Origin of the sequence: Campylobacter sp. JH23 (assembly GCF_017846595.1) — a bacterium.
GTDB lineage: Bacteria > Campylobacterota > Campylobacteria > Campylobacterales > Campylobacteraceae > Campylobacter_D > Campylobacter_D coli.
Genome location: NZ_JAEQBP010000003.1, coordinates 240,166 through 265,780, shown reverse-complemented (window position 1 = coordinate 265,780; position 25,615 = coordinate 240,166). Strand labels below are relative to the sequence as shown.

General features: G+C 30.7%; 28 protein-coding genes and 1 pseudogene. 8 read left to right on the top strand and 21 right to left on the bottom strand.

Annotated features, from left to right (window positions below; all coding sequences use genetic code 11):
- Nucleotides 1–236 precede the first annotated feature (236 nt).
- Nucleotides 237–1,007, top strand: a complete 771-nt coding sequence (locus KAR88_RS04365; RefSeq protein WP_002776584.1) for a basic amino acid ABC transporter substrate-binding protein — start codon at nucleotides 237–239, stop codon at nucleotides 1,005–1,007.
- Between the two features lie 23 nt (nucleotides 1,008–1,030).
- Here the strand turns inward: KAR88_RS04365 and KAR88_RS04360 are convergent.
- From KAR88_RS04360 to KAR88_RS04330, 7 genes and pseudogenes are all read right to left on the bottom strand, one after another.
- Nucleotides 1,031–1,668: pseudogene (locus KAR88_RS04360) on the bottom strand (HAD family phosphatase).
- Complete coding sequence (locus tag KAR88_RS04355) at nucleotides 1,665–2,654, bottom strand: ABC transporter ATP-binding protein (protein ID WP_002776579.1); 990 nt, start codon at nucleotides 2,652–2,654, stop codon at nucleotides 1,665–1,667. The pseudogene KAR88_RS04360 and the gene KAR88_RS04355 overlap by 4 nt, the downstream one beginning before the upstream one ends.
- Nucleotides 2,655–2,657: 3 nt before the next feature.
- Nucleotides 2,658–3,437: an ABC transporter permease gene (locus KAR88_RS04350; protein ID WP_002781812.1), complete on the bottom strand. Its 780-nt coding sequence runs from the start codon at nucleotides 3,435–3,437 to the stop codon at nucleotides 2,658–2,660.
- Nucleotides 3,438–4,277, bottom strand: a complete 840-nt coding sequence (locus KAR88_RS04345; RefSeq protein ID WP_002787417.1) for an ABC transporter permease subunit — start codon at nucleotides 4,275–4,277, stop codon at nucleotides 3,438–3,440. It lies immediately after the preceding gene.
- The gene (locus tag KAR88_RS04340; RefSeq protein ID WP_072212065.1) at nucleotides 4,274–5,083 is read right to left on the bottom strand and encodes an alkaline phosphatase family protein; all 810 of its coding nucleotides are present in this window, start codon (nucleotides 5,081–5,083) and stop codon (nucleotides 4,274–4,276) included. Before KAR88_RS04340 ends, KAR88_RS04345 begins: the two co-directional genes overlap by 4 nt.
- Nucleotides 5,080–6,405 carry an esterase-like activity of phytase family protein gene (locus KAR88_RS04335; RefSeq protein WP_173777372.1) on the bottom strand — a complete coding sequence of 442 codons (1,326 nt, stop codon included), beginning with the start codon at nucleotides 6,403–6,405 and terminating at the stop codon, nucleotides 5,080–5,082. The genes KAR88_RS04340 and KAR88_RS04335 overlap by 4 nt, the downstream gene beginning before the upstream one ends.
- Nucleotides 6,406–6,415: 10 nt before the next feature.
- A complete protein-coding gene (locus KAR88_RS04330) occupies nucleotides 6,416–7,462 on the bottom strand; it encodes an extracellular solute-binding protein (RefSeq protein WP_002776559.1) in 1,047 nt (348 codons plus the stop codon).
- A gap of 116 nt (nucleotides 7,463–7,578) precedes the next feature.
- Here KAR88_RS04330 and corA point away from each other — a divergent pair, with 116 nt between their 5' ends.
- Complete coding sequence (gene corA, locus KAR88_RS04325) at nucleotides 7,579–8,562, top strand: magnesium/cobalt transporter CorA (protein ID WP_002776558.1); 984 nt, start codon at nucleotides 7,579–7,581, stop codon at nucleotides 8,560–8,562.
- Between the two features lie 20 nt (nucleotides 8,563–8,582).
- A complete protein-coding gene (gene mog, locus KAR88_RS04320; RefSeq protein ID WP_002776555.1) occupies nucleotides 8,583–9,125 on the top strand; it encodes a molybdopterin adenylyltransferase in 543 nt (180 codons plus the stop codon).
- Here the strand turns inward: mog and KAR88_RS04315 are convergent.
- A complete protein-coding gene (locus KAR88_RS04315; RefSeq protein ID WP_002776553.1) occupies nucleotides 9,122–9,307 on the bottom strand; it encodes a hypothetical protein in 186 nt (61 codons plus the stop codon). The genes mog and KAR88_RS04315 overlap by 4 nt on opposite strands.
- Nucleotides 9,308–9,435: 128 nt before the next feature.
- Here KAR88_RS04315 and KAR88_RS04310 point away from each other — a divergent pair, with 128 nt between their 5' ends.
- The 5 genes from KAR88_RS04310 to KAR88_RS04290 are packed head-to-tail and all read left to right on the top strand — an operon-like array spanning nucleotide 9,436 to nucleotide 13,387.
- A complete protein-coding gene (locus KAR88_RS04310) occupies nucleotides 9,436–10,623 on the top strand; it encodes a M48 family metallopeptidase (RefSeq protein ID WP_002781822.1) in 1,188 nt (395 codons plus the stop codon).
- Nucleotides 10,620–11,420 (top strand): HemK/PrmC family methyltransferase, encoded by an 801-nt coding sequence (locus KAR88_RS04305; protein WP_002781824.1) that lies wholly within the window; start codon nucleotides 10,620–10,622, stop codon nucleotides 11,418–11,420. The genes KAR88_RS04310 and KAR88_RS04305 overlap by 4 nt, the downstream gene beginning before the upstream one ends.
- Before the next feature lie 41 nt (nucleotides 11,421–11,461).
- A complete protein-coding gene (locus KAR88_RS04300; RefSeq protein ID WP_002830303.1) occupies nucleotides 11,462–11,935 on the top strand; it encodes a DUF4149 domain-containing protein in 474 nt (157 codons plus the stop codon).
- A gap of 33 nt (nucleotides 11,936–11,968) precedes the next feature.
- The gene (flaC, locus tag KAR88_RS04295) at nucleotides 11,969–12,718 is read left to right on the top strand and encodes a flagellin C (RefSeq protein WP_002789917.1); all 750 of its coding nucleotides are present in this window, start codon (nucleotides 11,969–11,971) and stop codon (nucleotides 12,716–12,718) included.
- Nucleotides 12,719–12,754: 36 nt separating this feature from the next.
- Nucleotides 12,755–13,387, top strand: a complete 633-nt coding sequence (locus KAR88_RS04290) for a YggS family pyridoxal phosphate-dependent enzyme (RefSeq protein ID WP_002776529.1) — start codon at nucleotides 12,755–12,757, stop codon at nucleotides 13,385–13,387.
- A 16-nt stretch (nucleotides 13,388–13,403) separates the two neighbouring features.
- Here the strand turns inward: KAR88_RS04290 and dnaE are convergent, their stop codons facing one another.
- The 13 genes from dnaE to KAR88_RS04225 all read right to left on the bottom strand — a co-directional run bounded on the left by dnaE (nucleotide 13,404) and on the right by KAR88_RS04225 (nucleotide 25,615).
- Nucleotides 13,404–17,006, bottom strand: a complete 3,603-nt coding sequence (dnaE, locus tag KAR88_RS04285) for a DNA polymerase III subunit alpha (protein ID WP_002776528.1) — start codon at nucleotides 17,004–17,006, stop codon at nucleotides 13,404–13,406.
- 199 nt (nucleotides 17,007–17,205) lie between these two features.
- Nucleotides 17,206–17,535 carry a Spx/MgsR family RNA polymerase-binding regulatory protein gene (locus KAR88_RS04280; protein ID WP_002776527.1) on the bottom strand — a complete coding sequence of 110 codons (330 nt, stop codon included), beginning with the start codon at nucleotides 17,533–17,535 and terminating at the stop codon, nucleotides 17,206–17,208.
- Complete coding sequence (locus KAR88_RS04275) at nucleotides 17,532–18,875, bottom strand: 3-deoxy-7-phosphoheptulonate synthase class II (RefSeq protein ID WP_002781555.1); 1,344 nt, start codon at nucleotides 18,873–18,875, stop codon at nucleotides 17,532–17,534. The genes KAR88_RS04280 and KAR88_RS04275 overlap by 4 nt, the downstream gene beginning before the upstream one ends.
- Before the next feature lie 23 nt (nucleotides 18,876–18,898).
- Nucleotides 18,899–19,312: a hydroxyisourate hydrolase gene (gene uraH, locus KAR88_RS04270; protein WP_002785946.1), complete on the bottom strand. Its 414-nt coding sequence runs from the start codon at nucleotides 19,310–19,312 to the stop codon at nucleotides 18,899–18,901.
- Between the two features lie 151 nt (nucleotides 19,313–19,463).
- Entirely contained in the window at nucleotides 19,464–19,820 is a 357-nt protein-coding gene (rplS, locus tag KAR88_RS04265; protein WP_002776507.1) for a 50S ribosomal protein L19, read from the bottom strand.
- A 10-nt stretch (nucleotides 19,821–19,830) separates the two neighbouring features.
- Entirely contained in the window at nucleotides 19,831–20,535 is a 705-nt protein-coding gene (gene trmD / locus KAR88_RS04260) for a tRNA (guanosine(37)-N1)-methyltransferase TrmD (RefSeq protein ID WP_002781559.1), read from the bottom strand.
- Nucleotides 20,532–21,071, bottom strand: coding sequence for a ribosome maturation factor RimM (gene rimM, locus KAR88_RS04255; RefSeq protein ID WP_002781561.1), 540 nt, complete (start codon nucleotides 21,069–21,071; stop codon nucleotides 20,532–20,534). The genes trmD and rimM overlap by 4 nt, the downstream gene beginning before the upstream one ends.
- Nucleotides 21,064–21,306: a KH domain-containing protein gene (locus KAR88_RS04250; RefSeq protein ID WP_002776501.1), complete on the bottom strand. Its 243-nt coding sequence runs from the start codon at nucleotides 21,304–21,306 to the stop codon at nucleotides 21,064–21,066. Before KAR88_RS04250 ends, rimM begins: the two co-directional genes overlap by 8 nt.
- A 5-nt stretch (nucleotides 21,307–21,311) precedes the next feature.
- Nucleotides 21,312–21,539, bottom strand: coding sequence for a 30S ribosomal protein S16 (gene rpsP, locus KAR88_RS04245; protein ID WP_002776499.1), 228 nt, complete (start codon nucleotides 21,537–21,539; stop codon nucleotides 21,312–21,314).
- Nucleotides 21,540–21,606: 67 nt separating this feature from the next.
- A complete protein-coding gene (ffh, locus tag KAR88_RS04240; RefSeq protein WP_002793308.1) occupies nucleotides 21,607–22,944 on the bottom strand; it encodes a signal recognition particle protein in 1,338 nt (445 codons plus the stop codon).
- Nucleotides 22,945–23,011: 67 nt separating this feature from the next.
- Entirely contained in the window at nucleotides 23,012–23,764 is a 753-nt protein-coding gene (locus KAR88_RS04235; RefSeq protein ID WP_002781565.1) for an RluA family pseudouridine synthase, read from the bottom strand.
- Nucleotides 23,745–24,902, bottom strand: coding sequence for a lipid IV(A) 3-deoxy-D-manno-octulosonic acid transferase (waaA, locus tag KAR88_RS04230; RefSeq protein ID WP_002784217.1), 1,158 nt, complete (start codon nucleotides 24,900–24,902; stop codon nucleotides 23,745–23,747). The genes KAR88_RS04235 and waaA overlap by 20 nt, the downstream gene beginning before the upstream one ends.
- Nucleotides 24,899–25,615 (bottom strand): zinc ribbon domain-containing protein, encoded by a 717-nt coding sequence (locus tag KAR88_RS04225; RefSeq protein ID WP_002776489.1) that lies wholly within the window; start codon nucleotides 25,613–25,615, stop codon nucleotides 24,899–24,901. The genes waaA and KAR88_RS04225 overlap by 4 nt, the downstream gene beginning before the upstream one ends.

Here is a 25,615-nt window from a genome sequence, read left to right as displayed (position 1 = left end):
AACATAGGGTTTATAAAATCTTAATTTAACTTTAGTTAACTTTAGACTATAATTTAAAGATCTTAAGTCCTTTTCTGAAAAAGGAAATGAAAGTATAACCAATTAAGCTTAAAGGAGGATTAAATAAATTATTTTTTTAATTAATTTTGGCAAAAAATTAAAAACTGGATTTTTTTGCCAATTGGCTAGCTAACTTTGATATAATCATAGAGAAAATTTTACTATAAAGGAAAACAATGAAAAAGTTTTTAACCGCTTTCTTAGTTGCCTTCACGGGCTTATTTTTGGTGGCTTGCCAAAACACTAAAACAGAAAATAATGCAAGCAATGAAGCTAATACTACACTCACTTTAAAGGTTGGAACTGCTCCAAATTATAAACCTTTTAATTTTAAGCAAGATTCTAAACTTACGGGTTTTGATACTGATTTGATTGAAGAAATTGCTAAAAAAAATGGTATTGAAATTGTTTGGGTTGAAACCAATTTTGATGGATTGATTCCTGCTCTCAAATCAGGTAAGATTGATATGATTGCTTCAGCTATGAGCGCAACTGATGAAAGAAGACAAAGTGTTGATTTTACCAAACCTTACTATATGAGTAAAAATCTTTATCTTAAGCTAAAAAACAACGACTCTCTTCAAACAAAAAATGATTTAGAAGGCAAAAAAATAGGAGTTCAATTAGGAACTTTACAAGAAAATACTGCAAAAGCTATCAAAAATGCACAAGTGCAAAGCAATAAAGATTTAAACATAGCTGTTTTAGCACTAAAAAACAACAAAATCGATGCTATTGTAGCTGATCAAGATACTGCTAAAGGTTTTTTAGCTGAAAATCCAGAATTGGTAAGTTTCTACCAAGAAACAGATGGAGGAGAAGGCTTTAGTTTTGCTTTTGATAAAAATAAACAAAAAGATATTATTGAAATATTTAACAAAGGCATAGATGAAGCAAAAACTGATGGATTTTATGATACTTTAATTAAAAAATATGAATTAGAATAAGCGTGAATTTTCACGCTTATAGCTTAAAAAGTTAAAATTTCATATTTTCTCTCTTTTGCAATTTTTAAAATTTTTTCATCGCCATTACATACAAAGGCTTTGCTAACAGACTCTAGTAAAGGTAAATCATTGATAGAATCACTAAAAAAATAAGAATCTTTCATCCATTTTTCATAATCTTTACTCAAATATTCCTTAAGTCTTAAAACCTTGCCTTCCTTAAAGCTATAAATCCCGTAAGCTTTTCCACTAAATTTATCACCCACACGCTCGCATTTTATGGCTATGCTTTCTCTCACTCCCAAAAAAGAGGCGATTTTTCTAACTAAAAATTCAGCCGTAGCTGAAATTATAATACACCTTTGATCTTGATATTTGATTATAAGTTCTTTAGCTTTTTCATAAGGTTTTATATAAATTTTTATAAATTCATCTACTAAAGATGAAATTCTATCTTCATTTTTACCCTTAACACTTTGAAGAAAAAAGTCATAAATTCATCCATATCAAGCTTTTTTTCTTGATATTGTTTTTGATAAAAAACGATTTTTTCTAAATATTCTTGAGGTAAAAAACCTTTTTCAACACAAAATTTAAGCCAAAGTTTAGCACTATCGCCTTGTATTAAAGTATCATCTAAATCAAATAAAACAAGCTTCATTTTAACTCTTTTGCTAAAGAAAGATTGAATTTTAAAGCGATTTTATCACCTGCTTCATAAGTACTATGAGTGCTAAAATTTAAAGTATCTACCTTAAATTCAATTTCTTGCACTCTAACCCTATAGCGTATGATATTACCTAGCAATGATTTTTCTTTGATCTTAGCCTCTAAGCCTTCGTTAGAAATTTCTATGGTTTCAGGACGCAAGGCTATATCTTTTTTAAAATCGTGTTTTAAACCCAAGCTATCAAGCTCTTTAGGGCTTAAAATATTGTAATTTCCTATAAAGCTAGCCACAAAATGAGATTCTGGCAAAAGATAAAGATTGTTTGCGTTGGAATTTTGTATGATTTTACCCTCATTCATTAAAATAATCCTATCGGATAACTCTAAAGCTTCTTCTTGATCGTGCGTTACAAAAATAGTGGTGAGTTCAAGTTCTTTTTGAATTTCTTTAATTTGCACCCTTAAATGCTTACGAATTTTAGCATCAAGTGCCGATAAAGGCTCATCAAGCAAAAGTAAATCAGGTTTAGTCACCAAAGATCTTGCTAAAGCCACTCTTTGCATTTGTCCGCCTGAAAGCTTATGTGGATAAGTTTTAGCGTATTCTTCAAGCTCGACGAGTTTTAACATTTTTTTCACTCTTTTTTCTATGTCCTTTTTATCCATTTTTTTGATCTTTAAACCAAAAGCTACATTTTCAAAAACGTTAAGATTTGGAAAAAGAGCGTAATTTTGAAAAACCATACCTATATTTCTTTTTTGAGGACTTAATTTAGTAAGATCTTTATCATTTAAAGAAATTTTTCCTCCATTAATTTGGCTAAGCCCTGCTATACACCTTAAAAGAGTGGATTTTCCACAGCCACTTGGGCCCAAAAGGGTTATAAACTCACCCTTTTTAGCACTAAAATTAATATCTTCAAAAATAATTTTATCCCCATAAGCTTTTTTAAAATTTTTAATCTTTAAATAAGCCATTTTTTACTCCTTAATCAAACTAGCTATAAAAGTTGTTATAAAAATTAACACAAAATAAACTATTACCAAAGCACTAGAATAATGCCCACTTTGATTTTTGATATTATAAAGATAAACTTGCAAAGTCTCATAAGCACTTCCTACAAGAATATTTGCGTATAAAAATTCGCCTATTAAAAAAGAAAAACTTAAAAAAACTGCCACCAAAATTCCATTTCTTAAATTAGGCAAGACAAGCTTAAAAATCGCTCCCATTAAAGAACCTCCAAGCATAGCATTAGATGCGATGAGTTCATTTAAATTGACATTAGACATAGCATTATCTAAAGCCCTATATATAAAAGGCAAAGCTATAGTAAAATAAGTAAAAATGAGTATCCAAGCTGTGCCTCCTATATTGTCAGCATAAAGTTGCAAAAGCCCCACACAGCTAACTATAGGAGGTACAGCAAAAGGCATGATAATAAGTATATTTACAAAGGCTTTTAATTTTAAAAAATAATAATTTAGCACAAAAACCAAAGGAAAAACAAGAATCACAGAAAGTAAAATACTGCCCACACAAACAAGCAAAGAATGCCAAAGAGCAAGTAAAAATCTTTCGTCATGAAAAAGTTCTTGATACCATTTAAGCGTAAGATCATCAGGCAAAACACTTACACCCCAAGAAGTGGAAATAGAATATAAAAAAGTAGCCATTAAAGGCAAAGCTAAAAACAAAAAAACCAAAAACAAAACTGCATAATGATAAATTTTAGCTTTTAAACTCAAATTTTCATTCATTTAAAGCACCTTAAAATGATATTTTTTAGAAAGGAAATTGGCTATAAAGGTAACAACAAGCATGATAATAGTTATAATGATACTTAAAGCACTAGCCATATAAGGATCAAGATTGATATCGCCTGCGATTAAAGCAGCGATTCTTACAGGAGCGACATTAAAATTTCCCGAACTTAAAGCATAAATAGTCGCATAAGCTCCAAAAGCATTGGCAAATAAAATCACAAAAACACCAAACAAAGCAGGAGCGAGCAAAGGCAAAGCTATTTTTAACCAATATAAAAAATTGCCTCCACCTAACATTTTACAAGCATTTAAATGTGAATTTTCAAGACTTTTAAAAGCTGGAAGCAAAAGCAAGATTGCCAAAGGAATTTGAAAATACACATAAACAATATTTACCCCGAAATTAGCATAAACACTAACAAAAGGCTCTATGCCTAAATTTTTCAAAAACACATTAACTACACCATTGCTTCCAAGAACTATAATGAAAGCAAAAGCTAAAGGAACTCCTGAAAAATTACTTATCATGGTATTTAAAGAAAAAAGAAATTTACATATTTTTGATGGAGCTAAAACAAATAAAGAATAGCTCGCCAAAAGCCCTATTAAAAGTCCAAAAATACTAGAAATAAAACTGATTTGTAAAGAATTTATAATGCTTTGTAGATAGAATTTGGACTCAAAAATATGTATAAAATTGGCTAAAGAATAAATTTCATCCTCTTCTACATAAAAAGCATTAAAAACAATCCAAATCAAAGGTGCTATCATAAAAAAAGTAAAAACTATAAAAAAAGGTAAAATACTTAAAAATGCTAGAAATTTTTCTTTCATTTTTTGGCCTTTAAAATTTCATCATTATATCTCTTATCGTGTTTAAGTCCTAAAATTTCACAGATACTGCCACAAATTTCATCCTGTTTTATCTTGGCATTTTCATACGAAAAAGCACTACCAAAAGTGAAAAAAGGCACTAAAATTTCATCTTCACTTAAGCCTCCATGACTTTTACCCTCTGTCATACCATGATCGCTTGTGATGATTACATTAATACCTTGTTCTAACCAAGTAGGCAAATACTCAGAAATCAAAATATCAACTTTTTTGGTTTTATTAGCATACTCAATAGAGTGTGAGCCAAATTTATGTCCTGCATCATCTATATTCATAGAATGTATAAGAGTAAAATCTAGATTATATTTGTTTCTTAAATGCTCCCCATCTGCAAATAAATGAGAATCTAAATAATCATCTTCATAATAAAAATGTCCATAAGGTAAAGTTAAATTTTCATCTTCTATGTGGCGATGTAAAGAAGGAATAAATTCTTTTTTATTATAAAGCTCAAAAACCCAATGATAAGCTGCGCCTCCAGCTTTTAAGCCTTGTTCTTTGCAAAGGTCAAAAATGCTTGTTTGTTTTGAAAAACTCAATTTATTATTAATTATCCCACTTAAAACAGGCTTTACGCCTGTTAATAAGCACTCGTATAAAGGACGAGACATGCTAGGAAGTTCGCATTCTAAAGAATAAAATTTGCCTAAATTCTCTTTGCAAAGCGCATTTAAATATCCCATATTTATACTAGCACTTTTACAATTTAAGCCATCAAGCACAACTAAAATAACTTTGGACATCATTTGCTCTTTAAAAAATCTTTTACTTCAAGTAAAATAAATTCATTATCATCAGTTTTATTAGGTTCTCTACTTGAAGAATAAGGAAAGTTATTGTCATTTTCTACGACTATATGAGAGTCATCTACTATATCCACACCTTCTATGGTTTCAAAAGGAAAAACAAATTTATCATTTACCAAAGGCTTTTTAGAAATTTTATTTCTATCCTTAATATTTAAAAGATCTATATAAGAAATTTTTTGAGCTTCATGGGTTTTATCATCTAATTTAACCTTGTAAATTCTTTTAAATTGGGCTACATTATTAAAACAATGCTTAGTATCTTCACCTTCTTTGCAAACCTTATCTTTAGTGCCTTCTTTTTGATCTCTTTCTATGATGATGCCGTATTTATCATCTATCATATTAAAATCACCTATGGAATGGCTTTTATCTTCTAAGAAATATTTATAAGTTTTTCCGGTGAATTTTTTATTTTTTACATCAAATTCTATGATTCTTAGATATTCTTTGCCTTTTTCATTCTCATAAGCGTTGTTATTATAAATGCTTCCTTCTAAAAGCAAATAAAGTTTAGAACCATCTTTAGAGCTTGCCATAGCTTCAAAGCCTTTAGAACGCTTGATATTAAATTTCTCATTTTCTCCATCAGGCTTATCGCTAAATTTTAAACTTGGATTATCAGGAGAAATAAGTTTTTTACCCTCCACATACACATCAAAAACTTCTTTTAAATTCCCATTCTTATCAAAATGAAGCAAATAAGGACCAAATTCATCACCTATATAAAATTCATCATTGATAACCTGTATACTCTCAGTATCAAAATTAGCCCCACTTAAATACCTTTCTTTGGTTGTTTCGGTGGTTATAGGATAGGGGTATTTTTTATCACTATCTTTAAAAAAAACTGTTTTTAAAAGTTCGTATTTTGAATTTTTAAAATCAAATTTAAACTCGTGAGCATAAAGCATGGCATCATAAGAATTATACTTTTTACCCAAGCCATTATCACTAATCACCCAAAAAACATCTTTTTTTGGAATATATTTTATCCCACTATGTCCTTGTATAGGTTGATTTTTAAAAGGTAAATAAAAATCTGTCTCCCTGTTTCCCTTAGATTTAAAAGTTCCAATTTTTTCTTCTCTAGTGATATTTGCAAATTTCCCATAAGTTTTAAAAAAATCAGGAGCATCCTTAGGAGGTTTTACTGTACTTTTAGAATCTATGATAATATGCCCTGCTAAATTGGCCTCATACTCTTGAACTCCAAATAAAACACTGCAAAGCATAGCACTTGTTAAAATAACCTTTTTCATCCAATCTCCTTTATTTCATATCCACTATAACTTTTTCTTGCCAAAGTTGTGGCAATTCTTTAGCGCTTTTTTCCCAAGCTTTTTGATCTTTGATTGCTCTTGCATTTTTGTATTGCTCACTTGGTAAAAGTTTAGCTTTTATATCATCTGGCAAGGTAATATGATCAATTCTTATTGGCCTTGCATAACCTTTTGCTAGATTGATTTGTCCTTTATCAGAAAGTATAAACTCACGGGCTAATTTAGCCGCATTTGGATGTTTTGCGTATTTATTGATAATAGTTGTATAACCCGAAATAACACTACCATCAGCAGGGATTAAAACTTCATAACGATCTTTGCCCACTTTATCTCTATAGCCTAAACCATTAAAATCCCAAACTAAACCCACTTCAACTTCACCTTTTTCAAGATTGGCTATACTTACATCATTATTTACAAGTCTTCCTTGTTTGGCTAAAGTATTAAAAAAAGCTAAAGCAGGACTTAAATCTTTTTCATCCCCACCTAAGGCATAATTAGCTGCCAAAACTGCACTCACAGCTTGAGCCGCTACACTTACATCACCTACGGTAATTTTATAATTTCCCTTAAGCAAATCTTGCCAAGTTTTAGGTATATCTTTTACTACATCTTTATTGACTATAAAAGCTATGGTTCCTGTATAAGCTAAAAGCCAATTTCCATCTTTATCTTTAGCCCAAGTTGGAATTTGATCCCAGTAACTTGTCTTAAAAGGCTGAGCTACTCCTTGTTTAACCGCTATCTCTCCAAAAGAAGCCCCTACATCCCCTATATCACCGCTTGCATTTTTCTTTTCGGCTTTAAATTTAGCAATTTCTTGAGCTGAACTCATATCTGTATCGCTATGTTCTATGCCATAAAGATTTTTAAGATCTGCCCAAGTATCCTTCCAATTTGCCCAAGTATCAGGCATAGCTAAAGAATTTACCCTACCTTCTGCTTGCGCAGCTTTAATCAAATTCTCATCAATAGCTTGTGAATTTGAAAACAATAAAGCAACAAGACCTAAACTTAAGAAAAATTTCTTACTCATTTTTTTCCTTTCAAAAAATATTTTGGAAATTTAATGAGTTTTAGAAACATTTTAGAAACAAGTTAATTTTTAAGCAAACAAGGTTATAATTTTAAAGTCATAAACAAGGAGCGATCATGCTTTATATTTATATCAAAACTCAAAATGCTTTAGTTCAAAGAATCAATTTTAATCTCGATAGTCAAGAACTACCACAAAATATTTTATGGATTGATTTACTTCATCCAAGTGTAGCAGAAATTGCTTTTATATCAAGTGAATTTAATCTTGAGTTTCCTACAAAAGAAGAAAGGGAAGAAATAGAACTTAGCGCAAAATATTGGGAAGATAATGCGACAATAACCATCAATGCTCATTTTTTAGTAAGAGATCTTAAAAGTGATGAAGAAGATAGGAATTTAATCAAGCTTCGCACAGAAATTGTTACTTTTGCTACCGCTAAAAATATCTTATTTACTATAAGATATAACGAATTTAGCACTTTTGAAGAAATTCAAGCAAGGATTTTAGCTAGTCCGAAGAATTTTGAAGATGGTTTTGATATTATTGATAAAATGTTTGAAGTACGCGTTGAAAAAGATGCGGATTTACTAGAATGGATAGATAAAGAAGCAAGACGCTTAAGAACAAGTGTTTTAGAAAAAAAAGATGAATATAGTTATGATGAAATGCTAAAGGATATTTCAAGTTTGCAAGAGCTTAATATGCGCGTAAGAGATTCTTTGTTTGATAAGCGTCGCGCTATGACTTCTTTGCTAAAAAGCGATAAAATCGATAAAGATATAAAACAAAATCTCACTATAGTTTTAAAAGACTTAAATTCTTTGGTTGAATTTAGCGTTTCGCAACTTAATATCTTAGATAATATCCAAACCATTTTAGCCAGCCAAATCAACATAGAACAAAACAAAATCATTAAAATTTTCACCGTTGCAACTGTTGCCATGATGCCACCTACTTTAATAGGAACTGTTTATGGTATGAATTTTAAATTCATGCCCGAACTTGAACTTCACTATGCTTATCCCATAGTGCTTGGCGTGATGGTAATTTCTATCATTTTACCTTTGGTTGTTTTCAAGAAAAAAGGATGGTTATAAAAATTTATTAAGGAGAAACAATGGATATAATAAACATAGGAATTTTAACCCTAAGCGATAGAGCAAGTAGTGGTATATACGAAGATAAAGCCACTGCTGAAATTGAAAGAGTGTTAAATTCATATATAAAAAATGATATTATTTATCATAAAGAATTAATCCCTGATGATTATGATTTGATCATTAAAAAATTACTTTATCTAGCAGATGAAAAAAAATGCGATTTGATTGTTACAAGCGGAGGTACAGGTCCAGCACTTCGTGATGTAACCCCAGAAGCCACGGAAGCCGTGTGTGATAAAATGATGCCAGGTTTTGGAGAACTTATGCGCTTAGAAAGTTTAAAATATGTCCCAACAGCTATACTTTCAAGACAGAGTGCAGGAATTCGCAATAAATCTTTTATCATCAATCTACCTGGCAATCCTAAAGCCATAGCAGAATGTCTAGAGCCTGTATTTCCTGCAATACCTTATTGTATTGATTTAATAGGTGGAGCTTGTATAGAGGGAAATGATGAAGTAATTCAAGTTTTTAGACCTAAGAAAAAATGTCAAAATTAAAATTTATTAGCCCTAACAAGTCTGCTTAATTGTCTAGCAAGCAGACTTGCCGAAGCTTCATCTTTGCTTATCTTTTGTACTTTATTTTTAAACTTACAAAGCCTGTCATCTAAAATCACATCATTGATTGGAATTTTAGGCTTTTCTTTTTGCTTTTGTGAAATCTTTTTCTTAAAAAACATTCTTTAATCCTTTTTTATAAATATACACCAACTTAGTTGAAAAGAATATTATTTTAGATTTTAAACTATTAACTTTATTTCATTATTTTAAGCTAGAATTCGCAAAAAATAAATCAAGGAAAAAATAAATGACTTTAATTGCAATTTTATGTCTTTACACAGCACTTTTATCTTGGATTTCCTATGCTCAAATTCGTTTCTTAGAAAGAGAAAAAGACAAACAAGCTCAAATTTTAAGCGAAAAAGACTATCAAAACGCAGCCGATATTGCTATAGAAAATGAAAAATTCAAGCTTTTTTCAAATTTTTATATGCTGATTGTTAATATCGCATGGATAGGTTTTGGATTTCTTTACTTAAAAGAACTATTAATCAGCGAAAACTCTCGCCTTGAAAATACTCTATTTTTACTTGCTTTTTTAATTATCACAAGTATTTTAAATTTGCCTCTAAGCATTTATGAAAGCTTTGTTAAAGATAAGGCTCATGGTTTTTCAAATATGACTTTAAAACTTTTTATCAAAGACACTATAAAAAGCCTTATTTTAACTTTGATTTTTGGATTTTTAATCCTTTATGCCCTACTTTTTTGCTATGATTTTTTTGGTACTTTTTGGTGGCTTGCGGCCTTTATTTTTGCTTTTTGTGTGATAGTGATCATAAATGTTATTTATCCTACTCTAATCGCTCCTATATTTAACAAAATGGAAAAATTAGAAGATGAAAATTTGCTAAGTAAAATCAATGATCTAATGAAACAATGTGGCTTTAATGCGAATGGGGTTTATGTGATTGATGCTAGTAAAAGAGATAAGCGTTTAAATGCTTATTTTGGTGGGCTTTTTAAAAGCAAAAGAGTGGTGCTTTTTGACACACTTTTAAAAGCCTTAAGCGAAAGAGAGCTTCTAGCAGTTTTAGGGCACGAACTTGGACATTTTGTTCACAAAGATATAATAAAAGCCCTAATCAATGGGGCAATCACTATGTTTTTACTTTTCTTTATTTTTGCCCATTTGCCTGATTTTGTATATCAAGAAAGCCATCTAGAAGGAGTTAATGGGGGTGTTTTTGCTCTTTTGTTTATATTTGCAAATATTTTTAGTTTTATCATCTCTCCTTTAATAAATGCCTTAAGTAGAAAAAATGAATTTGCAGCAGATCAACACGGAGCTAAAGTTACAAGCAAAGAAGATATGAAGAATGCACTCTTAGCTCTAGCAAGAGAAAATAAAGCTTTTATTAAAACAAGCAAGATTTATACCTTTTTTTATCTTAGTCATCCAAGCATTAGTGATAGAATCAAGGCTCTTTCTTGACCATAAAAAACGCTCTTATAGAAGCTAAAACTAGACTTGAAAAACACGAAAATGAAGCCTTATTTATACTTTGTGAATATCTAAAAAAAGATAGGACTTGGATTTTTTTAAATCAAGATCTAGAATTTGATTCCAAGCCCTATTTTGAACTTATCAAACGCTTTCAATCAGGGGAACCTTTTGAATACATCTTTGAAAAAGCAGATTTTTGGGGCTTGGAATTTAAAGTAAAAAAAGGGGTTTTAATCCCACGCTATGATAGCGAAATTTTACTTTCACAAGTTCTTAAAATTTGCAAAAATAATAATTTTCAAAATATATTAGAAATAGGCTTTGGAAGCGGAATTTTAAGTATAGTTTTAGCTAAAGAATTGGGAATAAAAATTACAGCTTGTGATATCAACCCCAAAGCTTTACAATTAGCCTTAGAAAATGCTAAATTACACAAAGTTGAACATTTAATCGACTTTAAACTTTGTGATTTTAAACAAATAAAAGAAAATTATGATTTTATTTTTTCAAATCCTCCCTATATCCAAAATTCATACCCCATAGATCTTTGGGTACAAAACGAACCAAAAGAAGCCCTATTTGGAGGAGAAAAAGGATATGAAATTTTAGAAGAAATTATAACTTTCTCCTTTGAAAGAAAGGTTAAATTTTTAGCATGCGAATTTGGCTATGATCAAAAAGTAATTTTAAAACAAATTTTATATCAAAAAAATTTTCAAGCTGAATTTTTTCAAGATGAACAAGGATATGATCGTGCTTTTGTCGCTCAATTTGCTAAAAAATAAGCTTTGTATGATATGATAAGTTAAAAAATTAAGGAGAAAAATTGAAAGCAATCAATCTATTTTTACTTGCAGCTATGATTGGCATAGAGCTTATACTTGGCATAGTTGTTGCACCAGTAATTTTTTACCCAGCTAACCTTATAGGCGAGGGAGTTTTAAGTCATTTTCAAAGTGGCTTAATGATGACTCAAATTTTCATTAAAATGGGATATTTGTTAATTTTTGTTTCTATTATTAATTTATTATTTGAAATCTATTCTTTTGCAAAAGAAGATATGAAATTTCAGATTAAATTCTCAAAATTAATGTTTACTATACTCATTTTAATTTTGAGCTTAGTGTTTGTTTTGTATTTTACAAATACCATTATTGAACTTCAAAATTTGGGCGAACAAGCTACAAAAAGCCAAGAATTTCTTAGTATACATAATGCAAGCGAAGTGGTTATAAAAATTATTTTATTAATGCAAGTTTTTCTATATTTCTTAAGCTTTAAAATAGCAAAAAAATGCTAAAATCCAATAAAAATTTATAAGGAGGAGTAGGCTATGATGATCTCTGATGCAAGCATGATGCAACAAAATTATTATTTAAATAATGCTCAAAAAGCTAGTGAAAAAGCTTTAGAAAACATTGCAGCTGTCCGTGCGATAAGTGGGATTGATAGTGCTAATTTAGCTATTGCTGATTCTTTAAGATCTCAATCAAGCACTATAGATCAAGGTATCGCAAATGCCTATGATGCTATTGGTGTTTTACAAATTGCAGATGCAAGCCTGACAAATATTTCTCAAAGTGCTGATAGACTTAATGAACTCTCCGTAAAGATGAATAATGCAGCATTAAGTGATTCTCAAAAAAGCATGCTAAGAACAGAAGCAACACGCATACAAGAGTCCATCAATGATTCTTTTAATAATGCTACCTATAATGGAAAAAATGTATTCCAAACTATGAATTTTGTAGTAGGAAGTGGAACTGAAACGACCAATTTAAATCCATTGACAACTAGTGGTCTTAGCATAGATAATCAAGACAGTATTACAAATTTTATGGATCAACTTGGTGCTTTAAGAAGTGAAATAGGATCGAGTATCAATGCCATCACTTCTAATATCAATGCTAGTGTGCAAAATAGCATCAATACTAAAGCAGCTGAAAATAATTTGCTGAATAATGATATGGCAAAAAATGTCAATGATTTTAATAGCAATTACCTAAAAGAAAATGCAGCTGCTTTCGTCGCTGCACAATCTAACATGCAACTTCAAAGCAAAATTGCTAGCTTATTACAATGATAAAAGCCCTAATCTAGGGCTTCTCTTTTTATAAAAATGACTTTAGAACAAATTTTAGAAAAAACCAAAAATATCCGTCTTGTAGCAGCAAGCAAATATGTTGATGCAAATATTATCGAAAAACTTTTTACTCAAGGAATTACAGAATTTGGAGAAAATCAAGTTCAAGCCCTAGTACAAAAAAAAGAAATTCTTGATAAAAAAGATTTAAATATAAAATGGCATTTTATAGGAACGCTACAAAGCAATAAAATCAATCTTTTAATCAAGCAAAAACCAATACTCTGGCATTCTTGTAATGGATTAAAAATAGCAAAAGCCATGGATAAAAGACTAAATTATAAACTAGATACCTTACTAGAAATCAATAGTGCCAATGAACTCAGCAAAAGCGGACTTAATCCGGATCAAGCTATAGAAGAATATTTACAAATTCAAGAAGAATGTCCTAATTTAAATCTTTGTGGAGTTATGAGCATAGGTTCACACAGCGAAGATCAAAGAGAAATTGAAAAAAGTTTTGAAACAACCTATAAAATCTATGAAAAACTTCAAAAACACGGAGCTAAAATTTGCTCCATGGGGATGAGTAATGACTTTGAAATCGCCATTAAGTGTGGATCTAATATGGTAAGGCTTGGAAGTATTTTATTTAAAAATTTAAAATAAAATCTCCCCTAATCCTTTACCCTGCATATTTATTGATAATTTTTTCACTAACACTATCAGAAATAACAAAATCAGTATGATAAAGCAAGCAAGAACCAGTGCTAACGATCTTTAAGACAAGCTTTTTATTGCCTTTTTCATTTGGATTATGTGCACTTCTTGCTATTTCGTGAATTTCATAAACAAGCTCTCGATTTAATCTTGAAAGATCAAGTTCTATAATATTGTTTTCAAATTCTTTAGGCTCTGCTATAAAATCTTTATTTTCTTGAGTATTTTTCTTGGCGTTAAATTTTTTTACCGCCTTAATCTCTCCTTCTTGAAGCCCCTCTAGAGTTTTAATTGATCTTAAAGCCAAGCTATCTAATTTGCCCTCCTCTGCTTTATAGCTTAATAAAAATCCATAAGCCTCATTTTTAGAGGCTTCATTTTTTAAAATATTTTCAATCTCTTCTATATTAGACTCAAAAACCGTCACTTCAAAAGTAGAATAAAAATCCAATATCTCAAGCCTGCCATAACGCTTATTATTTTTACTCATCATAGATTTAAAGCTTTCAATCTTTCCTATGCTTAAAATTTCTCCACTGCCTTTAAGTGTTGAAAAATCTATACTTTTTACATAATCTATTTCCTTAAATTTATCATAAAAACGATCGAGTGGGTGTCCTGAAACATAAATTCCCAAAATCTCTTTTTCAAATTCAAGTTTTTCCATAACCTCAAATTCTTCATTCTTAGCCACTATATTAACTTGCAAACCAACAGTTAATTCATCTTCTCCAAAAAGAGAACTTGCTGCATTTTTTCTTGCATCGGCCATTTTTTTAGAGCCTTCGGTTAAATTGTCCATATTATCAAACAAGCACTTTCTCGTATAGCCAAATTCATCAAAAGCACCCGCTTTGATAAGACTTTCTAGGGTTCTTTTGTTGATCTTTGTAGGCTCTATCCTGCTTAAAAAATCATCAATATTTTTAAATTCGCCTCGCTCTCTTGCTTCGAGTAAATTTTCAACTGCAGGAATTCCCACACTTTTAATAGCTCCAAGTCCATAAACAATAGCATCTTTACCATCTTCTTGCTCTACTGCACTAAATTCGCGTATGGCTTTATTAACAGAAGGTGGAAGAAGTTTGATATTCATTTTTTTCATTTCATCGATATAAACAGCGATTTTATCGACATTATTTTCTTCACTTGTTAGCAATGCTGCCATAAATTCACTAGGATAGTAGGTTTTTAAGTACGCTGTTTGAAAAGTGATCAAGGCATAAGCCGCAGAGTGAGATTTGTTAAAACCATATCCTGCAAATTTAACAATCAATTCCCAAAGCTCTTCGGCTTTTACTCTATCATAACCCTGCTTTTCAGCACCATCAGCAAATTCACTTTTTAATTTTTTCATTTTTTCAGGATCTTTTTTGCCCATAGCGCGGCGCACCACATCAGCACCACCTAGTGAAAATCCTCCTATAATCTGAACAATTTGCATAACTTGCTCTTGATAGACAATAATCCCGTATGTAGGCTCTAATACACTTTCAAGAGTATCAAATGGATATTCTATCTTTTTAAGCCCATGTTTCCTATCTATAAAATCATCAAGCATTCCTGATTCCATAGGACCTGGGCGATAAAGAGCAAGAACCGCGATAATATCTTCAAAACGCTCAGGCTTTAATCTTGCATTTAAGTTTTGCATTCCGCCTGATTCTATTTGAAATATTCCTAAGGTATTCCCACTCTGTATGGTTTTATAAACTTTAGCATCGTTTACATCGATAGCTTCCCAGATTATGTCTTTATTGTAACGCTTTTTAATGAGTTTAATAGCATTGTTGATCAAAGTTAAGGTTTTTAAACCCAAGAAATCAAATTTGATTAAGTCTACATCCTCTAAATGATCTTTAGAGTATTGTGTAACTAAATGTCTTTCATCGTTTTTACTCTGTCTAAAAAGAGGAGTTTTTTTCCATAAACTTTCATTAGAAATCACAACACCTGCTGCGTGCATACCTGCATTTCTATTGAGTCCTTCAAGAGCCTTAGCATACTCCCAAACTTCAGGACCCTTTGGGTGACGCTCTATAAATTCTTTAATCTTTGGTTCTTTTTCGTAAGCTGCATCAAGAGTGATTTTAAGTTCTTCAGGTATAAGCTTGGCAAGTTCATCTGCATCAGGAATACTCATATCACAAACCCTTGCCACATCACGAATCACTCCACGAGCCAAAAGCTTACCAAAAGTAATAACCTGTGCAACCTTATCGGCTCCGTATTTATCAATCACATAATCAATCACTTCTGCGCGTCTATCTTGACAAAAATCCACATCAATATCGGGCATCGATACGCGTTCTGGATTTAAAAAACGCTCAAAAAGCAAACTATAAGGAATAGGATCTAAATCCGTGATTTTCAAAGAATAAGCGACCAAACTACCCGCAGCTGAACCCCTTCCAGGACCTACAGGAATTCCTTTATCTTTAGCCACTTTGATAAAATCATGAACGATTAGCATATAGCCTGAAAATTTCATTTTTTTTATGATATTGATTTCGACTTCGAGCCTTGTTTTATATTCTTCATGCTTGCTTATATCAACGAATTTTAGCCTTTCCTCAAGTCCTTTTTTGCAAAGCTCATCAAAAACCACATCATCATTATCAAAACTAAATTCTTTACCCTCTTCGGGCAAGCTTATATTATATTCTTTTGCATATTCTCTTGTGAATTTAAAATTTGGCGGAGTGGGATTTCCTAAATTTAGCTCTAAATTACATTTATTAGCAATTTCTTGAGTATTTTCAATAGCTTCAGGTATATCAGCAAAAAGCTCGCTCATTTGCGCTGGAGATTTGACATAAAATTCATGAACACTATGGCGTAAACGATCAGGATCATTCAGCTTTTTGCCCATAGCAATACACATAAATACTTCATGGGCAGCCGCTCTTTCCTTAAAAGTATAATGGGTATCATTTGTAGCAATAATTTTAATATTCAATTCTTTTGAGAGTCTTATAATATCATCGTCTATGGCTCTTTGATCTCCTATACCATGACGCATAATTTCAAAATAAAAATCATCGCCAAAAACTTTTTTATACCATAAAGCCGCTTCCTTAGCCGCTTCATAACCCTTGGCTCCAAAACGAACATTTCTTTCACTATGAATATTTAAATGCCAATTTACCTCACCTTGCAAGCAAGCCGAAGAACAGATAAGCCCTTCGCTATGCTCTTCCAAAAGCTTTTTATTGATGCGTGGATAATAATACAAACCCTTGATATAGCTTTGAGAACTTAGATACATTAAATTTTGATAACCAACCTCATTTTTTGCATATAAGCAAAGATGAAATCTTTGACGCGAGCTTTTATCTGAAATATCTTCATGATTATGCAAATACGCTTCAAGACCTATGATGGGTTTTAATCCCTCAGAACGCATAGTCTGATAAAAATCAATTGCTCCAAACATATTACCATGATCTGTCATGGCTACACTTGTAGCACCCTGCTCTTTAAGGGTTTTAGCTAATTCCTTAAGCTTATTGGCTCCATCAAGTAAAGAATATTCTGTATGCAAATGAAGATGGGTAAATTGGCTCATCGTCTTCCTTGAAAATATAAATACTAAAGATTTTGATAAAAATTATAAATTTTTATTGCTGAATTTGAAAGAATTTATCACTAAAAATTACCTGAAATTTATCATGATAATTTTATCACCATCAGCAAATATATTTTAAAAAATAAAATGGTAAAAGTTTTTAAGATTGAAAGAATGAATCATCTTTCAAGAGATAAAATCACAAAATTTGTTCATATTCTTTGCCAATATAAATTTGGTTATCCTTTTCTATAACAGGGCGTTTAATACAACTTGGATTTTCTAAAATAATATTTTTCAACTCAAGCTCGCTTAAGCTCTCTATCTTGTCTTTATTCAAACCGAGTTTTTTTGAAGTAGTGCCTGCAGTATTGATAATTTCACTAAATCTTTTATATTTAAGCCAGTTTTCAAGCACGCCCAAATCAATCTTTTTAATATCAATAAAATCAAATTCTAGAGCTTTTTTATCTAAAAACTCTAGAGCTTTTTTTACGGAATTACAGTTTTTAATCCCATAGACTTTCATTTTCTTGCCTTTTTAACCAAATCAGCAATCAAAAACGCAAGCTCAAGTGCCTGATCTGCATTAAGTCTTGGATCGCACTGTGTCTCATAGCGTTTTTCTAAACTTTGCGCAGTAACATTACTCGCACCACCCGTACATTCGGTTACATCCTGTCCTGTCATTTCAAGATGAACTCCACCTGCATATACACCTTCGCTCATAGCTATTTCAAAGAAATATCTTACTTCTTGCATGATTTTATCAAATTCACGCGTTTTAAAATCCCCTGCTTTTACCGTATTACCATGCATAGGATCTATACTATAAACTAAATTTAATCCCTCTTTTTTAAGTTTAGAGAAAATTTTAGGCAATTGAGTTGCTATTTTTTCAGCACCCATTCTAATGATGATATTTAATCTACCCTCTTCATTGTTTGGATTTAAAGCATTAGCTAAAGCGATCACATCATCAGCACTTGCATTTGGGCCTATTTTTACTCCTAAAGGATTTCTAACTCCACTTAAAAAGTGTACATGAGCTTCATCAAGACCCCTAGTTCTCTCACCTATCCAAAGCATATGAGCTGAACAATCATAAATTTCGCCACTTAAGCTATCCACTCTAGTTAAAGCTTCCTCGTAAGGCAAAAGCAAAGCTTCATGAGAAGTATAGACATCAACTTCTTTTAAGCTTGGAGTATTATAGGTATTAATACCACAGGCCTCCATAAAATCTAAGGCCTGAGAAATTTTCTCACTGATATCGGTGTATTGTTGATGCAGCTCGCTTTTTTTCAAAAAACCTAAATTCCATCGATGCACCTCGTGTAAATTAGCTAATCCCCCTTTAGCAAAACCGCGCAATAAATTTAAAGTAGTAGCACTTTGATAGTAAGCTTCAAGCATTCTATTTGGATCAGGAATTCTAGCTTTTTCATTAAATTCAAAGCCATTAATGATATCACCTCTATAACTTGGAAGCTTTACTCCATTTATCTCTTCATAATCGCTACTTCTTGGCTTAGCAAACTGCCCCGCCATACGACCAATTTTAACAACGGGACAACCACCCGCAAAAGTTAAAACTATAGCCATTTGAAGTAAAATTTTAAACATATCTCGTATATTTACTGCTCCAAAATTTGCAAAACTTTCTGCACAATCTCCACCCTGAAGTAAAAAAGCTTCTTTTCGGCATACTCTTGCTAAAGCACTTTGAAGCTCTCTTACTTCACCTGCAAAAACCAAAGGAGGAAGTTTTTCAAGTTTATTTAAGACTTTATTTAGCTCCTCTTGATTAGAATAAATAGGCTGCTGCTTAATAGAAAAATTTTTCCAAGAATTTTTAGTCCAAGTCATCGTTATTTCCTAAAGATATAATTTTAACTTCCCCTATAGGTTGAGTAACCAAAAGGAGATAAGGTAATAGGTATATGATAATGTTTTTGATCTTTTAAAAGTTCAAAACTTACTTCTACAAAGGGGTAAAAACTATCAACTTTATGTGATATATAATAATCTTTGGTATAAAATTTGAGTTTATAAACTCCAAAAGAACGATTTTCTGTTTTTTCATAAGGAAGAAAATCTGCTATCCTACCATTCTTTTTTGTAAATTTTTCACTTATCTTGACCCATTGTCGATTTTGATCCAAGTTATAAAGCTCTACTTTTACATTAGATGCAGGTTGGCCAGAGTTAATGTCTAAAATATGGGTACTTAACTGATATTCAGTTGCATTTAGAAATATTGGTATGCTTATGAGAGCCAATAAAATTTTTTTTGTAGAAAGCATATTTTTCTCCCTTAATAATATTTTATATATCTAAATCATAACAAAATATTATTAACAATAATAACTAAATAATAAATTTTATAAATTAGTTAAAATATATTTATTTAAAAAACAGAAAGATGCTAAATCTGCAAAATAATAATTTTGCAGATTATTTTTTAAGTTCTTTAATACGTGCTGCTTTACCGCGTCTATCTCTAAGATAGAACAATCTAGCACGACGAACACGACCTTTTCTTACAACAGTAATACTCTCTAAACTTTCGCTATAAATTGGAAAAATTCTTTCTACGCCAACATTATTAGCACCCATTTTGCGAACGATAAAGGTTTCATCTACACCATTACCTCTTCTAGCTATACAAATTCCTTCAAAATTTTGAATTCTAGTTTTATCGCCCTCTTTGATGCGAATTGCAAGTCTTAAAGTATCGCCAGCACGAAATTCTGGAACATTTTTTCCCTCAATTTGTTTTGCTTCAAATTGTTCTATGTATTTATTTTTCATAAAAAATTCCTTATTTTTTGCGTTCATGCTCTAAAAATAAATCTGGACGAAAAAATTTCGTTTTGCAAGACGCTAAAGTAGTTTTTAAAGTCGCAATTTTAGCGTGATTACCCTTTAAAAACTCTGAAGGAGTATAAAATTTCTTAAAATTTTGTTCAAAAATAAAAGGTTTTGCAAATGAAGGAGCTTCTAATAAATCATTTTCGAAACTTTCCTCTTCCAGGCTGCAAGCATTACCCAAAACTCCATTGATATTTCTTGCAATAGCATCACAAAGAGTAAGCGCTGGAAGTTCTCCGCCCGTTAAAATAAAATCTCCTATGCTAAACACTTCATTAGCAAAAATTTCTATTACTCTTTCATCAATGCCTTCATATCTCCCACAAACAAAAACAATATTTTCTTTCTTGCTTAATCTTTTTGCATCTTTTTGATTGAAAGTTTTTCCACTTGGATTTAGAAAAATAAAATAAGGATCTTTTTCACTATCTTTGATAAATTTTAAAGTGTTATAAAGAGGTTTAATTTGCATTAACAAACCAGCTCCACCGCCAATTTTATAATCATCTACTTTATGATAAATATTATCTGTAAAATCTCTTGGGTTTAAAAAGTCGAGTTGAAAAAGCTCTTTTTGAATTGCTCGGGCAAGAATAGAATCTTTAAAATAAAATTCAAGCAAATTGGGAAATAAAGAAACAAAACTAAACTTCATGAATTTTCTAAGATTAAAAAAGCATCTTTGGTGCAAAAAATAGAATATTTTTCTATATCAATTTTATTGACATATTTATCAATATAGGGAATAAAAAAAGTTTTAGCATAAGCTTTATCAATTAACTCTTGATCGCTTTGAATTTCAAATAAATAAGAATCTCCTACTTCAAGAATATCCACCACTTTCCCCAACCTTCGCTCATCATCGAATACTTCGCATTTTAAAATATCAAAATAAAAAAATTCATCCTTTTTCAATATGCAAGTTTGTCTTGTAGCTTCAATACTTTGATAAAGAATTAGATTAATAAGCTGTTTTGCAGCTTCAACATTCTCATAACCTTCAAACAAAACAGAAGAGTTAGCTAAATTGTAGTGTTTAATTTTCAACTGACTTTTGCCATTTTCAGTGAAAAAAGAAGCTCCTTTTTTAAATTGCTGGATAAAGTCACTTAGGTTGTAAAGTTTTAAATACCCTTTAAGTCCAACAGTTTTTCCAAGTTTGGCAACTTGAATAAAATTTCTTTCACTCAAGTGCTTTAACCGTTACACGATAACTCATTGAATCTTTGCTTTTACAAGCTGAGACAACTGTTTTTATTGCATTGATCATTTTTCCATTTTTGCCGATAAGCTTACCGGTATCAATTTTATCAGCATAAAGTATAATTTCAGCAAAATTTTCATCAAGCTTTATTTTTTCTGTTGCAATTTTATCCGGATAATCTGCTATGAGTTTAGCGTATTCTCTTAAAAAATTTTCTACCATGAAATTTATTTACTAGTAATAGAAGCTACTTTATCACTAAGTTTTGCACCAACGCTTTTCCAATAAGCTAGACGCTCAGAGTCAAATTTTACCACTTCAGGCTCAACCATAGGATTATAATATCCAATGCTTTCTATCCATCCGCCATCACGACGTTTTCTACTATCTGTTACTACTATACGATAAAATGGTCTTTTAGTTCTTCCCATTCTTGTAAGTCTAATTACTGTCATATACACTCCTTAAAAATAAAAATTTTTTAACTATAGATACTATTAAAAGTATTTATAGATAAAAAATCTAAAATTGTCTTCTAGCTTGATTCATCATTTGCATTAAACTATCCATACCCTTTTTTCCTGAAAATCTCTTAGCAAGTTTAGCAGCATTTGCAAATTGTTTTAAAAAGCGATTAACTTCAACTTGAGACAATCCAGCGCCTTCTGCTATACGACGCTTTCTAGCATTATTAAGTAAATCTGGATTTTCTCTTTCTTTTGGCGTCATAGATGAAATCATGGCTTTAATATGTATAATTTCTTTAGAATTATCCAAATCAAGATCTTTTACACTTGAAGCAACATTAGAAAGTCCAGGTATCATTCCTATAATAGACTTCATACTACCCAATTTTTTAACACTTTCCATTTGAGTTAAAAAATCATTGAAATTAAACTCGCCTTTTTTGATTTTTTGATTTAATTTCTTAGCCTCTTTTTCATCGATAATGGCCGCAGTTTTTTCAGCTAAAGTTGCCAAATCGCCTTCACCCATTATACGATTAACTATTCTTTCAGGAATAAAAATTTCTAAATCCGCTATCTTTTCACCCACGCCTACAAATCTTAAAGGGATTCCAATTTGCTTCGTAATACCTAAAGCTATACCCCCTTTGGTATCTGCATCAAATTTAGATAAAATAACTCCTGTAATACTCAAAAGCTCATTGAAACTTGAGGCTGTTTTAACACCATCTTGTCCACTCATAGCATCAGCGACATAGAAAATTTCATCTGGATTTAAAACATTTTTTACCGCTTTTAATTCATTCATTAAAGCCTCATCAATAGCCAATCTTCCTGCAGTATCGACTAGCAATACATCTGCCATAGAATTTTTTGCTTTTTCTAAAGCTTGTTGTGCCACTTTAATCGGATCTTTTTCATTTTCGATATAAAAAAGATCTAACTCATTAGCTTCACAAAGCTGTTTAAGTTGCTCTACTGCAGCCAAACGCTGTAAATCACAAGCAGCTATTAAAACTTTTTTATTGCGAAGTTTTAGATAGTTGGCAAGCTTAACCGTACTTGTGGTTTTACCTCCACCTTGTAGACCCACCATTAAAACAACAGTTGGAGGCTTGGTAGCAAAAACAAAACCTTGATTTTTTCCATCAGCATTCAAAATATTTTCTAAATTGGTTTTAATAGCTTCTAAAAATTGCTTTTGTCCTATGCCATTTTTTTTAACATCTTCTTCAATAAGCAAAAGCAAATCTTTAACCACTTTATGGTGTACATCTGCTTTTAGTAAGGCTTTTTTTAAGGTATCTAAAGCATTTTTAAGCGCTTTTTCATCATCAACAAAACGAAGTTTATTAATCGCTGATTTAAAAGATTCGCTGACTAATTCAAACACTTTATTACCTTTCTATTATTTTTAAATTTTAAGTTGAGTATTATACAAAATCTTTTCTTAAATGGCTTTAAAAATCTAAATTTTTTATCTCAAAACCAAGCTTTGAAAAGCTAGAATCTAATTCTGCCTTAAATTGATAATTTAAAATTCGAATTTCATGACTATGCAAATACATCCTATCACTTGAAATTTTAGCATATTTTTCATCTCCTATAATTCCATGCTTGATAAATTTAGCATGCACTCTTATTTGATGGGTTCTGCCTGTTTTAATGATAATTTTAGCCAAAGTTTTTTTAGCTTGCATCATAATAGGAGTAAAAATACTGACCGCGCTTAAACCCTCTTTAGAAATTTTGCTCAAAGCTCCATTCTTAGTTTTTATGGTTAATATAGGCTCATCAATCTCAATTTCTTCTGCTAAAATTCCATCCAAAACAGCTATATAGCTTTTATAAACTCTTTGTTTTTTAAACTCTTCAATGCATATTTTTCGAAAATCTTCATTTTTACAAAGCAGTATAACACCACTAGTTTCTTTATCAAGACGGTTAAGTAACTTTGCATTGAATTTTTTTTCAAGTTCTTCACTGATATAAGCATAGGGTTTATTTATGGCTATGATATTTTCATCTTCAAAAATTACTTTAGGCTTGCTAGTTTTTACAATGCTAAATTTCGTCTTATCACTCATCAAAGCTCTTGCTACAACTACCTTTTTACCATGAGAAAAAACGCAACCCTTATCTATCAAATCTTTTGCTTCGCGGTTTGAAATATTTTCTTGCAAAGCTAAAAGTTTATATGCTTTTTCTTGCATCAATACCTTCCTGTATAGCTTGTATTATGGTTGATAAATCATTATTTTGTGCTATTTTTGCTTTTAAATTGTAATTATGAATTATACCATCAAGTTCTTTTAAGTCTTCACAAAAATAGACATTATCCACTTCTTGAAATAAACTTTTTTGATTATGTATATAAATCCCACTTATCAATACATTATTAAAATGAGCCACCTCTATGGGATTATGTCCTCCTATCCCCTCAAAAAAAGAACCTCCCAGTACAACTACATCTGAAATGGCGTAAAAATTTACAAGCTCACCCAAACAATCTAATAATAAAATATCTTGATTAAATTTTTTATCTTCATTTTGCAATAAACTAAATTTATCAAATTTTAAACCTTTATCGTGCAATAATTGTTCCACTTCTAAAAAACGCTCAGGATGCCTTGGAGCGATGATTAATTTCTCTTGTTTATCCATTTTATAATGCTTGAGTAAAAGTTCTTCTTCACCCTTATGAGTGCTTGCAAAAATAATCAATTTTCGCTTAGGTTTAAGGTATTTTTGTGTAGGAAATATTTGCAATTTGGATTTAATATTTGAAAAAATTTTAACATTTTTAGCACCCAAATCTTCTAATCTTATTTTATCCACCTCACTTTGTGCAAAAACTTCATCTATATAACAAAAAATTTTCTTATAAAAAAATCTAAATTTTTTATAGCTTGCATATGAATTATCTGAAATTCTAGCATTTAGCAAAATAACCTTACTTTTTTGAAGCTTTGCTATAAAAACGAGCATTAACCAATACTCGGCTTCAAAAATCACTAATACCTTGCTAGGTTTGAGCCAAAATGGAATCCAATTTTCAAAAGCAAGATAATTTACCTTATTGCAAATTTCTTTAGCATAATCATAACCCGTCTGTGTAATAGTCGTAATTCTTGAATCAAATCTTAAAACAAGCTCTTTGACACTTCTTGCTTCTCCATATGAGCAAACATGAAAATGCACATCCGATCTTTTTTGAGATATATTACGAAAGAGAAAAAATCTAGCCTTTAAGCTATATTTATATTTTGGCTTAAATAAAGAAAGTAAAAAAAGTGGGATAGCGCAGAGTAAAAAAGCTATCCACACTAAAATATAATAAAGAAAAATCAATTTTGATCTTCTTGCTCTTTATATAAAATTCTTCCACAATGAGGACAAGTTATAATCTCTTCACCCTTAATCACTGATAAATAAGTTTTATCATAAATTTTCATAAAGCAGCCATAACAAGCCTGTTTTTTAACGGGAACTACGGCTGTATTTTTAGCCCATTTTCTAATCTTTTCATAAAAGCTTAAAACTTTTTGATTCATCTCTGCAACTAATTTAGTCTTTTTAGTATAAACATTCATTCTTTCTTTCTCCAAGCCATCCATTTGAGAACTAATGCTTACTCTTATTTCATCTAAATTTTGCTCCTCTTTTGCTCTTTCTTCCAAAAGTTCTTTTTTGAAAAGCTCTTTATTTTCTAAAATTTTATCCAAACGAACAATCTCATCATTAGCCGCATCAAGCTGCTCTTTAGCGATATCTTCTTCGATTTTTAAAGCATTTGCTTCTTTTTCTGTCTTAACAGCTCCACTCTTTTTAGAAAGCTCTTTGATTTTAGCTGAAAACTCTGAAATATGAGCATTATTTTGAACTTTTTGATTTTCTACATCTTGAATTTCATTTTCTAAATTATTTAATTCAACATTAAATTTAGCAATCTTATTTTCAGCATCTTTTAAAGTCTTGCTAATACTTTCCATCTTCGGTTCAAAGCTGTCAATTTCTTGATCTATTTTTGATAAAAGCACTAATTGTTCGAGATATTTATTCAT

Coding starts and splice junctions, on each gene's coding strand:
- KAR88_RS04365 (WP_002776584.1), top strand. CDS start 237: ATGAAAAAGTTTTTAACCGCTTTCTTAGTTGCCTTCACGGGCTTATTT.
- KAR88_RS04355 (WP_002776579.1), bottom strand. CDS start 2,654: ATGGCTTATTTAAAGATTAAAAATTTTAAAAAAGCTTATGGGGATAAA.
- KAR88_RS04350 (WP_002781812.1), bottom strand. CDS start 3,437: ATGAATGAAAATTTGAGTTTAAAAGCTAAAATTTATCATTATGCAGTT.
- KAR88_RS04345 (WP_002787417.1), bottom strand. CDS start 4,277: ATGAAAGAAAAATTTCTAGCATTTTTAAGTATTTTACCTTTTTTTATA.
- KAR88_RS04340 (WP_072212065.1), bottom strand. CDS start 5,083: ATGATGTCCAAAGTTATTTTAGTTGTGCTTGATGGCTTAAATTGTAAA.
- KAR88_RS04335 (WP_173777372.1), bottom strand. CDS start 6,405: ATGAAAAAGGTTATTTTAACAAGTGCTATGCTTTGCAGTGTTTTATTT.
- KAR88_RS04330 (WP_002776559.1), bottom strand. CDS start 7,462: ATGAGTAAGAAATTTTTCTTAAGTTTAGGTCTTGTTGCTTTATTGTTT.
- corA (WP_002776558.1), top strand. CDS start 7,579: ATGCTTTATATTTATATCAAAACTCAAAATGCTTTAGTTCAAAGAATC.
- mog (WP_002776555.1), top strand. CDS start 8,583: ATGGATATAATAAACATAGGAATTTTAACCCTAAGCGATAGAGCAAGT.
- KAR88_RS04315 (WP_002776553.1), bottom strand. CDS start 9,307: ATGTTTTTTAAGAAAAAGATTTCACAAAAGCAAAAAGAAAAGCCTAAA.
- KAR88_RS04310 (WP_002781822.1), top strand. CDS start 9,436: ATGACTTTAATTGCAATTTTATGTCTTTACACAGCACTTTTATCTTGG.
- flaC (WP_002789917.1), top strand. CDS start 11,969: ATGATGATCTCTGATGCAAGCATGATGCAACAAAATTATTATTTAAAT.
- KAR88_RS04290 (WP_002776529.1), top strand. CDS start 12,755: ATGACTTTAGAACAAATTTTAGAAAAAACCAAAAATATCCGTCTTGTA.
- dnaE (WP_002776528.1), bottom strand. CDS start 17,006: ATGAGCCAATTTACCCATCTTCATTTGCATACAGAATATTCTTTACTT.
- KAR88_RS04280 (WP_002776527.1), bottom strand. CDS start 17,535: ATGAAAGTCTATGGGATTAAAAACTGTAATTCCGTAAAAAAAGCTCTA.
- KAR88_RS04275 (WP_002781555.1), bottom strand. CDS start 18,875: ATGACTTGGACTAAAAATTCTTGGAAAAATTTTTCTATTAAGCAGCAG.
- uraH (WP_002785946.1), bottom strand. CDS start 19,312: ATGCTTTCTACAAAAAAAATTTTATTGGCTCTCATAAGCATACCAATA.
- rplS (WP_002776507.1), bottom strand. CDS start 19,820: ATGAAAAATAAATACATAGAACAATTTGAAGCAAAACAAATTGAGGGA.
- trmD (WP_002781559.1), bottom strand. CDS start 20,535: ATGAAGTTTAGTTTTGTTTCTTTATTTCCCAATTTGCTTGAATTTTAT.
- KAR88_RS04250 (WP_002776501.1), bottom strand. CDS start 21,306: ATGGTAGAAAATTTTTTAAGAGAATACGCTAAACTCATAGCAGATTAT.
- rpsP (WP_002776499.1), bottom strand. CDS start 21,539: ATGACAGTAATTAGACTTACAAGAATGGGAAGAACTAAAAGACCATTT.
- KAR88_RS04235 (WP_002781565.1), bottom strand. CDS start 23,764: ATGCAAGAAAAAGCATATAAACTTTTAGCTTTGCAAGAAAATATTTCA.
- KAR88_RS04225 (WP_002776489.1), bottom strand. CDS start 25,615: ATGAATAAATATCTCGAACAATTAGTGCTTTTATCAAAAATAGATCAA.